Source organism: Salmonella sp. SJTUF15591 (genome assembly GCF_043356435.1).
Lineage (GTDB): Bacteria > Pseudomonadota > Gammaproteobacteria > Enterobacterales > Enterobacteriaceae > Salmonella > Salmonella enterica.
Map to the genome: position 1 here is coordinate 180,575 of NZ_JBEUJO010000006.1, position 12,248 is coordinate 192,822.

The window sequence follows — 12,248 nt, forward strand, 5'->3', positions numbered from 1 at the left end:
TAATGTCGCAAATATATTTGGGGGAGAATTAAGGTGGTAAATTTCTCATCATCTGATCTCTCATATTGACAGGGAGTATGACGTGGTTGATGATAAACCAATGAGAATAGGTTGGGTATTTTATTTTTCTTATATTTTTGTTGCTATTATCTTTCATCTGTTTATTAGTTTTTGTTATTGTTTGAGTATTGATATGGCAGAGGCTAATACTGTTGTTTTTTTATTAAAGCCAGGGACGATTTCATTATTATTTTTACTTCTCCCTGCCAGGCGGTTCAGGACCAGACTGTTGGCAACATTGAGTTCAGTTTTCATTACCTTAGTATTTAACCAGTGGCATTTGGTTGCCGGGAATAAAGAACTGGTTTTGTGCCTGCAGGCAGCGTGCTTTATGGCTTTCCTGGCTATGACATCGGTAAAAAAATCAGGGTGGATGATTAGCGCATCATTATTTTTGGTTTGTGCGGCCGGAACGATTCGCCAGTGCTGGCTGGAACAGCTGTTTAACGCTGCCGATATATATATTGTTGATGATGGGCGGAGCTGTGGCGCCAGCGGCCACTGCTTTCAGTATATTGCAGCAAAAGGCCGTGGGTTAGCAGCAAAACGACAGGCACTTTTTAGTAGCGAAGAGTATGTGAATATTTATTATAGTTATTCAGAAGGGATGCCAGCCGTGAATTTCGATGGCATGAAAAATGAGTTTGTACAATATTTATTGTGTCATGGCGAATTAAAATCTGTTGCGCGCGACGATAAAACAACATGCGATTAAATTCAGCGCTAGTGGTTAATATTATTAAATCTATTCTCGGGTCTGTTTTTGGGAGGCCCGATGTTCCGCTGTTGGCATTCGTACTGGATACATTATTAGTATTATCAGGATACTCATTATTGAAGACTACCGAACGTGCGCCACGGCATGTTGGCAAAAAGTTATTCGCGTAGGACGCAAAAAGTTGTCAATGAGTGTACGACTTATTTTGTACGCAGCGGGGAGCGTACCCGTCGTTAACCATCGCGGGTTGTCGGAGTAGAGAAATATCGGGATACGTGTTTTTCATCTGGATAAACATCCAGTCTTTTTTTATGATAGTGCATTATCTTTTCAGCCCTTTACGCAGGAGCGTCATGTGATAGGCAGACTCAGAGGCATTATTCTCGAAAAACAACCCCCGATCGTGCTGCTGGAGACAGGGGGCGTAGGCTATGAAGTACATATGCCTATGACCTGCTTTTACGAGCTGCCGGAGGCCGGGCAGGAGGCAATCGTCTTCACCCACTTTGTGGTGCGTGAAGATGCGCAGTTGCTGTACGGATTCAACAATAAGCAAGAGCGCACGCTATTTAAAGAGCTAATTAAAACGAATGGCGTCGGGCCTAAGCTGGCGCTGGCGATCCTCTCCGGCATGTCGGCGCAACAGTTTGTGAATGCGGTTGAGCGCGAAGAGCTTGGCGCACTGGTGAAGCTGCCGGGTATCGGCAAGAAAACCGCCGAAAGGCTGATTGTCGAAATGAAAGACCGCTTTAAAGGGCTACATGGCGATCTCTTTACGCCAGCGGTCGATCTGGTATTGACGTCGCCGGCCAGCCCAACCTCGGAAGATGCAGAACAAGAAGCAGTTGCTGCGCTGGTGGCGCTGGGTTATAAACCGCAAGAAGCCAGTCGGATGGTAAGCAAGATCGCCCGTCCGGATGCAAGCAGTGAAACACTGATTCGCGACGCGTTACGCGCCGCGTTATGAGGTAAAGGATGATAGAAGCAGATCGCCTGATTTCAGCAGGCGCCACGATCGCAGAAGACGTCGCCGATCGCGCCATTCGCCCGAAGTTATTGGCGGAATATGTCGGCCAACCGCAGGTGCGCTCCCAGATGGAGATCTTTATTCAGGCGGCAAAACGGCGTGGCGACGCACTAGATCACTTGCTGATTTTCGGCCCGCCAGGGTTAGGTAAGACGACTCTGGCGAATATCGTTGCCAATGAAATGGGCGTCAATCTCCGAACCACGTCCGGCCCGGTGCTGGAAAAAGCAGGCGATCTGGCGGCTATGCTCACCAATCTTGAACCGCATGATGTGCTGTTTATTGATGAGATTCACCGGCTTTCACCGGTGGTGGAAGAAGTACTCTATCCGGCGATGGAAGATTACCAGTTGGATATTATGATTGGCGAAGGGCCTGCTGCACGTTCAATTAAGATCGATCTGCCGCCGTTTACGCTCATTGGCGCGACGACGCGCGCCGGGTCGCTGACCTCGCCGCTACGCGACCGTTTTGGTATTGTGCAGCGCCTGGAGTTCTACCAGGTGCCCGATCTGCAGCACATCGTCGGTCGCAGCGCAAGGCACATGGGGCTTGAGATGAGCGATGACGGCGCGCTGGAAGTGGCGCGTCGGGCGCGCGGTACGCCGCGTATAGCCAACCGCCTGCTCAGACGTGTGCGTGATTTCGCCGAGGTGAAGCATGACGGGGCTATTTCAGCGGAAATTGCCGCGCAGGCGCTGGATATGCTGAACGTCGATGCGGAAGGGTTTGATTATATGGATCGCAAGCTGCTGCTGGCGGTTATTGATAAATTCTTCGGTGGTCCGGTGGGACTGGATAACCTGGCGGCGGCGATTGGCGAAGAGCGTGAAACCATTGAGGATGTGCTGGAGCCGTATCTGATTCAGCAAGGCTTTTTGCAGCGTACGCCGCGTGGGCGTATGGCAACGGTGCGCGCCTGGAACCATTTCGGGATCACGCCGCCAGAGATGCCTTAGCGCCTGAAGTCGCTGCGCTCATCAGACCTGGCGATTTTGTAGGCCCGGTAAGCGCAGCGCCACCGGGCAACACACGCTTAGCTTGCCTGCTTTTTCATCATACTGAAGATAAACAGCAGCGCGGCACACAGCACTACGGATGGCCCTGCCGGGGTATCATAAAAGGCTGAGAAGGTCAGTCCACCTGTAACTGCTATCATACCTACACCAACGGCGACGCCTGCCATCTGCTCCGGCGTACGGGCAAAGCGACGCGCGGTTGCGGCGGGAATAATCAGCAGCGACGTAATGATCAGCGCTCCGACAAACTTCATCGCCACGCCAATAGTTAACGCCGTTACCAGCATCAATAGCAGCTTCACGCGCTGTAACTTCACGCCATCGACAAAGGCAAGATCCGGACTGATAGTCATTGACAGCAAGTTGCGCCACTGCCAGAAGAGAATGGCCAGCACAATAACGACCCCAATAGCGATCGAGATAAGATCTTCCGGCGTGACGGCCAGCAAATCGCCAAACAGATAAGCCATTAAATCAACGCGGACGTTGGACATCAGGCTGACCACGACCAGTCCTAAAGATAAGGCGCTGTGCGCCATAATGCCCAGTAAGGTATCAATCGCGAGGTGAGGGCGTTTCTCCAGCCATACCAGACCGGCGGCCAGCAGCAGCGTAACGGCGATTACCGCATAAAAGGGATTAACGTCCAGCAACAGGCCAAAAGCCACGCCCAGAAGCGACGCGTGAGCCAGCGTATCGCCAAAATAGGACATCCGACGCCAGACCACAAATGAGCCCAAAGGACCAGCGGCGCAGGCCAGCATCATCCCGGCCAGCCAGCCGGGCAGTAATAATTCAATCATGAGTGACCATTTCCCCGGCGCAGTACAATACGACCCTGTAAATCGTGGCGATGATTATGATGATGGCGATAAATCCCTAATTGCTCCGCGCCTCGCGGGCCAAACATAGAGATAAATTCCGGATGCATAGACACCACTTCCGGCGCGCCGGAACAGCAAATATGATGGTTCAGACATAACACTTCATCCGTCTTTGCCATGACCAGATGTAGGTCATGCGACACCATCAGCACGGCGCAATCGAGTTCGCGACGCAGCTGATCGATAAGGTCGTATAACGCGACCTGGCCGTTGACATCCACGCCTTGCGTCGGCTCATCAAGTACCAGCAACTGCGGACTGTTAAGCAGAGCACGCGCCAGCAGTACGCGCTGTGTCTCACCGCCGGAGAGTTTTTGCATGGGCGCGTCAATCAAATGTCCGGCCTGAACGCGTTTAAGCGCCGGGAGAATATCCGTTTTTTGCGTGCCGGGACGTAAACGTAAAAATCGGTTTACCGTCAGCGGAAGCGTGGTATCGAGATAGAGCTTTTGCGGGACATAGCCGATACGGAGTTGCCCGTTGCGCTTGATCACCCCTTCATCAGGGGCTACCAGTCCTAAAACCACGCGTACAAGCGTTGACTTCCCCGCGCCGTTAGGGCCGAGAAGCGTTAAAATTTTTCCGGGGCTCAATTCAAGTGACACGTCAGAGAGGACGCGGCGTTGACCAAATGAGACCGAGACGTTTTCCAGTGAAACTAAACTTGTCATGTTAATTTTAGGCTTGCAGAAGTGATAGAATGTTATAATATCACATTTCACACATTCATTACGATGATTAGTCGCATTATGTTACAGAAAAATACGCTTCTTTTCGCAGCATTATCCGCCGCGCTTTGGGGGAGTGCAACCCAGGCTGCCGACGCCGCCGTTGTCGCTTCGCTTAAACCGCTTGGGTTCATCGCTTCCGCCATTGCTGATGGCGTTACGGATACGCAAGTATTACTTCCGGATGGGGCATCCGAGCATGATTATTCATTGCGTCCATCAGACGTAAAACGCTTACAGGGCGCGGACTTAGTCGTCTGGGTTGGCCCGGAAATGGAAGCCTTTATGGAGAAGTCGGTCAGGAATATCCCTGATAATAAGCAGGTTACCATTGCGCAACTTGCCGATGTAAAACCGTTACTCATGAAGGGCGCGGATGATGATGAGGATGAACATGCGCATACGGGCGCCGATGAGGAAAAAGGTGACGTACATCACCATCACGGCGAATATAACATGCATCTTTGGCTCTCCCCAGAGATAGCGCGGGCTACAGCGGTTGCAATCCATGAAAAATTAGTGGAACTTATGCCGCAAAGTCGAGCCAAACTCGACGCCAACCTGAAGGATTTTGAGGCACAATTAGCCGCAACCGATAAACAGGTCGGTAACGAGCTCGCGCCGCTCAAGGGGAAAGGGTATTTCGTTTTTCATGACGCCTACGGTTACTACGAAAAACACTACGGACTCACCCCGCTCGGTCACTTTACCGTGAACCCTGAGATACAACCTGGCGCGCAGCGTTTACATGAAATAAGAACACAGTTGGTTGAGCAAAAAGCAACCTGCGTTTTTGCTGAGCCACAATTCAGGCCAGCGGTCGTGGAAGCCGTGGCGAGAGGGACATCCGTTCGAATGGGAACACTGGACCCCCTCGGGACGAACATTAAACTGGGTAAAACAAGCTATTCAGCGTTTTTAAGCCAATTAGCCAACCAGTATGCGAGCTGCCTGAAAGGAGATTAACGAGGAAGTGAATACGTGCAACAGATAGCCCGCTCTGTCGCCCTGGCATTTAATAATCTGCCCCGACCCCACCGCGTTATGCTGGGGTCACTTACCGTTCTGACACTGGCCGTCGCCGTATGGCGGCCCTATGTTTACCACCCAGAATCCGCACCAATCGTTAAAACTATTGAACTGGAGAAAAGCGAGATTCGTTCCCTCTTACCGGAGGCCAGCGAACCCATTGATCAGGCCGCGCAGGAAGATGAAGCTATTCCTCAGGATGAGCTGGACGATAAAACCGCAGGCGAAGTCGGCGTCCATGAATACGTCGTCTCCACAGGCGATACGTTAAGCAGCATTCTGAATCAGTACGGCATCGATATGAGCGATATTAGCCGACTTGCCGCTTCTGATAAGGAGCTGCGCAATCTGAAAATTGGCCAACAGCTTTCCTGGACACTGACCGCCGATGGCGATTTACAGCGTCTGACATGGGAAGTCTCCCGCCGTGAAACGCGTACCTACGATCGCACTGCCAACGGTTTTAAAATGAGCAGTGAAATGCAGCAGGGGGACTGGGTCAACAGTCTGCTGAAAGGCACGGTAGGGGGTAGCTTTGTCGCCAGCGCGAAAGAGGCCGGTTTAACCAGCAGCGAAATCAGCGCAGTGATAAAAGCCATGCAGTGGCAGATGGATTTTCGCAAGCTGAAAAAGGGCGATGAATTTTCGGTTCTGATGTCGCGCGAGATGCTGGATGGCAAGCGTGAACAGAGTCAGTTGTTGGGCGTGCGGATGCGTTCCGATGGTAAAGATTACTACGCCATTCGCGCCGCTGACGGTAAATTCTATGACCGTAACGGGGTTGGCCTGGCGAAAGGCTTTTTACGCTTCCCGACCGCCAAACAGTTCCGCATCTCCTCCAACTTCAATCCGCGCCGTCTGAACCCGGTTACCGGACGCGTTGCGCCGCATCGTGGCGTTGACTTTGCGATGCCGCAGGGTACGCCGGTGCTGTCGGTGGGGGATGGCGAGGTCGTGGTCGCTAAACGTAGCGGCGCTGCCGGTTACTACATTGCGATTCGTCATGGACGCACCTACACCACACGTTATATGCACTTGCGTAAGCTGCTGGTGAAACCGGGGCAAAAAGTGAAACGTGGCGATCGTATTGCGCTTTCTGGTAACACCGGGCGCTCCACAGGGCCGCATCTGCATTATGAGGTATGGATCAACCAGCAAGCCGTTAACCCTCTGACAGCAAAATTGCCGCGCACGGAAGGTCTGACGGGGTCAGATCGTCGTGAATACCTGGCACAGGTGAAAGAGGTTCTGCCGCAACTGCGCTTCGATTAACAAATGCGCTGACAGAGCCGGTACGCGATGTGTGCCGGCTTTTTTGTTTTGTGTGAGACGCAGACGTCGCTACACTATTCACAATTCCTTTTCGCGTCAGCAGACCCTGGAAAAGCATGGAAACCAAAAAAAATAATAGTGAGTATATCCCTGAGTTCGAAAAATCCTTTCGCTATCCGCAGTATTGGGGCGCCTGGTTGGGCGCGGCGGCAATGGCGGGGATCGCATTAACACCGGCATCATTCCGCGACCCTTTGCTGGCGACGCTGGGGCGTTTTGCCGGACGGCTGGGGAAGAGTTCTCGTCGCCGGGCGCTAATTAATCTGTCGTTGTGCTTTCCGCAGCGTAGCGAAGCTGAGCGCGAAGCGATTGTCGATGAGATGTTCGCCACCGCGCCACAGGCAATGGCGATGATGGCTGAGTTGGCGATGCGCGGTCCGAAAAAAATTCAACAGCGTGTTGACTGGGAAGGTCTGGAAATCATTGAGGAGATGCGTCGTAACGACGAAAAAGTCATTTTTCTCGTACCGCATGGCTGGGGCGTCGACATTCCAGCCATGCTGATGGCCTCTCAGGGGCAAAAAATGGCGGCGATGTTTCATAATCAGGGTAATCCGGTTTTTGACTATATCTGGAACACAGTGCGTCGGCGTTTCGGCGGACGTTTGCATGCGCGTAATGACGGGATTAAACCCTTTATTCAGTCTGTTCGTCAGGGTTACTGGGGCTACTACCTGCCGGACCAGGATCACGGCCCGGAGCATAGTGAATTCGTTGATTTCTTTGCGACATACAAAGCGACGCTGCCTGCGATTGGTCGGCTGATGAAAGTGTGCCGCGCACGCGTGATACCGCTTTTCCCAGTGTATAATGGTAAAACGCATCGCCTGACTATCCAGATTCGCCCGCCAATGGACGATCTGCTCACGGCTGACGACCACACTATCGCCAGACGGATGAACGAAGAGGTCGAAATTTTTGTCGGCCCGCATCCGGAACAGTACACCTGGATCCTGAAGCTGCTCAAAACCCGCAAGCCAGGCGAGATTCAGCCGTATAAGCGTAAAGATCTTTATCCCATCAAATAAATAAAGCCTCTCGTAAGAGAGGCTTTATGCTGACAAACCCTGTACTACCTGATGAACAGGTGTGGGGGAGTTTTACTCAACGGTCAAAATACGCGTGGTATTGGTTGAGCCGACGGTGCTCATGACATCGCCCTGAGTCACGATCACCAGGTCGCCGGAAACCAGATACCCTTTATCGCGCAGCAGATTAACAGCTTCATGCGCCGCGACAACGCCATCAGCCGCGCTATCAAAATGCACCGGCGTTACTCCGCGGTAGAGCGCGGTCAGGTTCAGCGTGCGTTCATGGCGCGACATGGCGAAAATCGGCAGGCCGGAGCTGATACGGGAAGTCATTAGCGCGGTACGACCGGATTCCGTCATGGTGATGATTGCGGTAACGCCTTTCAGATGGTTTGCCGCATACATCGCAGACATGGCAATGGCTTCTTCAACGTTGTCAAACTGCACGTCGAGACGGTGTTTAGACACATTGATGCTGGGGATTTTTTCTGCGCCCAGGCAGACGCGCGCCATTGCGGCAACGGTTTCAGAAGGATACTGACCGGCTGCGGTTTCGGCAGACAGCATAACCGCATCCGTGCCATCCAGGACGGCGTTCGCCACGTCCATCACTTCCGCACGGGTCGGCATCGGGTTGGTGATCATCGACTCCATCATCTGCGTTGCGGTGATGACTGCGCGGTTTAGCTGACGCGCACGGCGAATCAGCGCCTTCTGGATACCAACCAGCTCCGGATCGCCGATTTCAACGCCCAGGTCGCCACGTGCGACCATCACAACGTCAGAGGCCAGAATGATATCGTCCATGGCGTTTTGATCGCATACCGCTTCGGCGCGTTCGACCTTAGCCACAATTTTCGCGTCGCAGCCGGCGTCGCGCGCCAGGCGGCGTGCATAGTTCAGATCTTCGCCGCAGCGCGGGAAGGAGACGGCCAGATAGTCAACACCTATCAGCGCAGCGGTTTGAATATCGGCTTTGTCTTTTTCGGTCAGCGCTTCAGCAGAAAGCCCGCCGCCGAGCTTGTTAATGCCTTTATTGTTAGACAGCGGGCCGCCGACGGTGACCTCGGTAAAGACTTTCATGCCCTGGACTTCAAGCACTTTCAACTGCACTCGACCATCGTCAAGCAGCAGGATATCGCCAGGAACGACATCTGCCGGCAACCCTTTGTAATCAATGCCGACTTTTTCTTTGTCGCCTTCGCCTTTACCCAGGTTAGCGTCTAACAGAAATTTGTCCCCGATATTGAGGAACACTTTGCCTTCTTTAAAAGTGGAAACGCGAATTTTTGGCCCTTGCAGGTCGCCTAAAATAGCCACATGACGCCCCAGTTTGGCGGCAATCTCACGGACTTTATCAGCACGCATTTTATGATCTTCCGGCGAGCCGTGAGAGAAGTTCATACGTACTACGTTTGCGCCCGCGGCGATAACCTTCTCAAGGTTGTTATCGCGGTCAGTTGCCGGGCCTAACGTGGTAACGATTTTGGTTCTGCGAAGCCTTCTGGACATGTAATACTCCGTTGACTAAAACAACTTGGTGTTGCGTGAACATTGATCCGGTCGTTCTGAAACCTTAACGGTATAAAATGAACGTCCCCGGATGACGAAAAGGGTAGAACATTGTTATTGCTTTTAGCGGTCATCACTCCTGATGAGTAATTCTTTATCAAAACGCGATTCCTTGAGCGCTTCCTTGACACGCTTCAAGTTATCTCTGAATTTCGCCCCGCGACGCAAAGTAAATCCCGTTGCCAGCACATCTATCACGGTCAGCTGAGCAAGTCGAGAGACCATGGGCATATAAATGTCTGTATCTTCCGGTACGTCGAGGGTAATGGCCAGCGTGGCTTCGCGCGCCAGCGGCGTTCCAGCGGAGGTCAGGGCGATCACCATCGCATCGTTTTCCCGCGCCAACTGCGCCAGTTCCACCAGGCTCTTGGTTCTGCCAGTATGCGAAATGAGCACGACGACGTCATCATCGTTACAATTCATACAGCTCATCCGTTGCAGCACGATATCGTCGGAGTAAATCACCGGCACATTGAAGCGAAAAAACTTATTCATGGCGTCATGCGCGACCGCGGCGGAGGAACCAAGGCCAAAAAAGGCGATTTTTTTTGCCTGGGTCAGTAAATCGACGGCGCGGTTGACGGCCGATTTATCCAGCGACTGACGAACATGGTCGAGACTGGCCATGGCGGACTCGAAGATTTTTCCTGTATAGGCCTCAACACTGTCATCTTCATCCACATTACGATTAACATAGGGGGTGCCATTTGCCAGACTTTGCGCCAGATGCAGTTTAAAATCAGGAAAGCCGCGGGTATTCATGCTGCGACAGAAACGGTTCACCGTTGGCTCGCTAACGTTAGCTTCCTGGGCCAGCATGGCAATGCTTAAGTGAATCGATCTGCCTGGGGCGGCCAGAATAACATCGGCGACTTTTCGTTCAGATTTGCTTAAATGTTCCAGTTGAGACTGGACTTTTTCCAGCATATTCATGATTAGCAAGGCTCATGGGTATTAGCGATTTCAATGATGCGCGAAACCGAGCGCGTTTTGTTAGATATTACTCCTGGCGGCTGTCAAAGGGGGCAAAATGGCTAAAAAAGGTGTCGTTTTTTTTCATTACATGACCGACGTCGGATTTTAAGTTCCAGCTTGTGTGGAAAAGCGACAATTTTATTAGGCGTTTTGCCGATTATATTGCCAATCAAACGCCGGTTCACCTATGAAAAGGCGTTTACGGTTTCCGTAATCTCGTAAAAGCAGTACAGTGCTGTGTAATAAAATTACAACGATATCCTGGCTAAAGTACCAGGAGATTAACTGAGGAGAATGACATGGCGGTAACGCAAACAGCCCAGGCATGTGACCTGGTCATTTTCGGCGCGAAAGGCGACCTGGCGCGCCGGAAACTGCTGCCTTCCCTGTATCAGCTTGAGAAAGCCGGCCAGATCCATCCGGATACCCGGATCATTGGGGTGGGGCGCGCGGACTGGGATAAAGAAGCTTATACCCACGTCGTGCGTGAGGCGCTGGAAACCTTCATGAAGGAAAAAATTGATGAAGGCTTGTGGGATACGCTGAGCGGCCGTCTGGATTTTTGTAATCTTGACGTGAACGATACGCCTGCGTTTAGTCGCCTGGGCGATATGCTGGATCAAAAAAACCGCACCACCATTAACTATTTTGCGATGCCGCCCAGCACGTTTGGCGCTATTTGCAAAGGGTTAGGGGAGGCTAAACTCAACGCCAAACCAGCGCGCGTCGTGATGGAGAAACCGTTGGGTACTTCGCTGGCGACCTCGCGTGAGATTAACGATCGGGTCGGCGAATACTTTGAAGAGTGCCAGGTGTATCGTATCGACCACTATCTGGGCAAAGAAACGGTTCTCAACCTGCTGGCGCTGCGTTTTGCCAACTCGTTATTCGTTAATAACTGGGATAACCGCACTATCGATCACGTTGAGATTACCGTAGCGGAAGAGGTGGGGATTGAAGGGCGCTGGGGATATTTTGACCAGGCCGGTCAGATGCGCGATATGATCCAGAACCACTTGCTGCAAATTCTCTGCATGATTGCCATGTCACCGCCGTCTGACCTGAGCGCCGACAGTATTCGCGATGAAAAAGTCAAAGTGTTGAAATCGCTGCGCCGTATTGATCGCTCCAACGTGCGTGAAAAAACGGTTCGTGGTCAATACACCGCGGGCTTTGCGCAGGGGCAAAAGGTGCCGGGCTATCTGGAAGAAGAGGGCGCGAATAAAAGCAGCAACACCGAAACTTTTGTCGCTATCCGCGTCGACATCGATAACTGGCGTTGGGCGGGCGTGCCATTCTATCTGCGTACCGGCAAGCGTCTGCCAACCAAGTGCTCTGAAGTCGTGGTTTATTTCAAGACGCCTGAACTGAACCTCTTTAAAGAGTCCTGGCAAGACCTGCCGCAGAACAAATTGACGATTCGCCTGCAGCCGGATGAAGGCGTAGATATTCAGGTACTTAACAAAGTACCGGGGCTGGATCATAAGCATAATCTGCAGATCACGAAGCTTGATCTGAGCTACTCCGAGACCTTTAATCAGACGCACCTGGCGGATGCATATGAACGCCTGCTGCTGGAAACGATGCGTGGCATTCAGGCGCTGTTTGTCCGCCGTGACGAAGTGGAAGAAGCCTGGAAGTGGGTGGACTCCATTACCGAAGCATGGGCGATGGACAACGACGCGCCGAAGCCGTATCAGGCGGGCACCTGGGGACCGGTAGCGTCCGTGGCGATGATTACCCGTGACGGTCGTTCGTGGAATGAGTTTGAGTAAATTTGCCACTCACTCTTAGGTGGTATTTTACCGGTAACATGATCTAACACAGATTGTAGAATCATTTTTGCACTTTTAAGCCTCGTGTGGATTCACCT

The 12,248-nt window shown here is 52.2% G+C and carries 11 protein-coding genes; 7 read left to right on the forward strand and 4 right to left on the reverse strand.

From position 1 onward, the window contains the following. Nucleotides 1–82 precede the first annotated feature (82 nt). The 3 genes from ABVM99_RS15675 to ruvB all read left to right on the forward strand — a co-directional run bounded on the left by ABVM99_RS15675 (nucleotide 83) and on the right by ruvB (nucleotide 2,764). Nucleotides 83–775 (forward strand): hypothetical protein, encoded by a 693-nt coding sequence (locus ABVM99_RS15675; RefSeq protein WP_000227320.1) that lies wholly within the window; start codon nucleotides 83–85, stop codon nucleotides 773–775. 358 nt (nucleotides 776–1,133) lie between these two features. Then, a complete protein-coding gene (ruvA, locus tag ABVM99_RS15680) occupies nucleotides 1,134–1,745 on the forward strand; it encodes a Holliday junction branch migration protein RuvA (protein ID WP_000580335.1) in 612 nt (203 codons plus the stop codon). A gap of 8 nt (nucleotides 1,746–1,753) precedes the next feature. Further along, a complete protein-coding gene (ruvB, locus tag ABVM99_RS15685) occupies nucleotides 1,754–2,764 on the forward strand; it encodes a Holliday junction branch migration DNA helicase RuvB (RefSeq protein WP_000568508.1) in 1,011 nt (336 codons plus the stop codon). Nucleotides 2,765–2,841: 77 nt separating this feature from the next. Here the strand turns inward: ruvB and znuB are convergent, their stop codons facing one another. Beyond that, nucleotides 2,842–3,627: a zinc ABC transporter permease subunit ZnuB gene (gene znuB / locus ABVM99_RS15690; protein ID WP_000571508.1), complete on the reverse strand. Its 786-nt coding sequence runs from the start codon at nucleotides 3,625–3,627 to the stop codon at nucleotides 2,842–2,844. Then, a complete protein-coding gene (gene znuC, locus ABVM99_RS15695) occupies nucleotides 3,624–4,379 on the reverse strand; it encodes a zinc ABC transporter ATP-binding protein ZnuC (RefSeq protein WP_023195450.1) in 756 nt (251 codons plus the stop codon). Before znuC ends, znuB begins: the two co-directional genes overlap by 4 nt. 78 nt (nucleotides 4,380–4,457) lie before the next feature. On the opposite strand from znuC, the gene znuA reads away from it, so the two are divergent. From znuA to lpxM, 3 genes are all read left to right on the forward strand, one after another. Beyond that, a complete protein-coding gene (gene znuA, locus ABVM99_RS15700) occupies nucleotides 4,458–5,402 on the forward strand; it encodes a zinc ABC transporter substrate-binding protein ZnuA (protein ID WP_000939597.1) in 945 nt (314 codons plus the stop codon). A gap of 15 nt (nucleotides 5,403–5,417) precedes the next feature. Next, complete coding sequence (gene mepM, locus ABVM99_RS15705; RefSeq protein ID WP_001184028.1) at nucleotides 5,418–6,737, forward strand: murein DD-endopeptidase MepM; 1,320 nt, start codon at nucleotides 5,418–5,420, stop codon at nucleotides 6,735–6,737. A gap of 116 nt (nucleotides 6,738–6,853) precedes the next feature. Then, a complete protein-coding gene (gene lpxM, locus ABVM99_RS15710) occupies nucleotides 6,854–7,825 on the forward strand; it encodes a lauroyl-Kdo(2)-lipid IV(A) myristoyltransferase (RefSeq protein WP_000448401.1) in 972 nt (323 codons plus the stop codon). A gap of 72 nt (nucleotides 7,826–7,897) precedes the next feature. On the opposite strand, the gene pyk is transcribed toward lpxM, so the two are convergent. Next, entirely contained in the window at nucleotides 7,898–9,340 is a 1,443-nt protein-coding gene (gene pyk, locus ABVM99_RS15715; protein ID WP_000091156.1) for a pyruvate kinase, read from the reverse strand. Nucleotides 9,341–9,463: 123 nt separating this feature from the next. After that, the gene (locus ABVM99_RS15720) at nucleotides 9,464–10,333 is read right to left on the reverse strand and encodes a MurR/RpiR family transcriptional regulator (protein ID WP_001056719.1); all 870 of its coding nucleotides are present in this window, start codon (nucleotides 10,331–10,333) and stop codon (nucleotides 9,464–9,466) included. A 341-nt stretch (nucleotides 10,334–10,674) separates the two neighbouring features. Between ABVM99_RS15720 and zwf the strand changes: the two genes are divergently transcribed. Continuing rightward, nucleotides 10,675–12,150 carry a glucose-6-phosphate dehydrogenase gene (gene zwf / locus ABVM99_RS15725; protein ID WP_000301711.1) on the forward strand — a complete coding sequence of 492 codons (1,476 nt, stop codon included), beginning with the start codon at nucleotides 10,675–10,677 and terminating at the stop codon, nucleotides 12,148–12,150. Nucleotides 12,151–12,248: the final 98 nt, after the last annotated feature.

Bases quoted from the DNA above. Each gene is read 5' to 3' on its own strand.
- ruvB (WP_000568508.1), top strand. From the start codon at position 1,754: ATGATAGAAGCAGATCGCCTGATTTCAGCAGGCGCCACGATCGCAGAA.
- znuB (WP_000571508.1), bottom strand. From the start codon at position 3,627: ATGATTGAATTATTACTGCCCGGCTGGCTGGCCGGGATGATGCTGGCC.
- znuC (WP_023195450.1), bottom strand. From the start codon at position 4,379: ATGACAAGTTTAGTTTCACTGGAAAACGTCTCGGTCTCATTTGGTCAA.
- znuA (WP_000939597.1), top strand. From the start codon at position 4,458: ATGTTACAGAAAAATACGCTTCTTTTCGCAGCATTATCCGCCGCGCTT.
- lpxM (WP_000448401.1), top strand. From the start codon at position 6,854: ATGGAAACCAAAAAAAATAATAGTGAGTATATCCCTGAGTTCGAAAAA.
- pyk (WP_000091156.1), bottom strand. From the start codon at position 9,340: ATGTCCAGAAGGCTTCGCAGAACCAAAATCGTTACCACGTTAGGCCCG.
- ABVM99_RS15720 (WP_001056719.1), bottom strand. From the start codon at position 10,333: ATGAATATGCTGGAAAAAGTCCAGTCTCAACTGGAACATTTAAGCAAA.
- zwf (WP_000301711.1), top strand. From the start codon at position 10,675: ATGGCGGTAACGCAAACAGCCCAGGCATGTGACCTGGTCATTTTCGGC.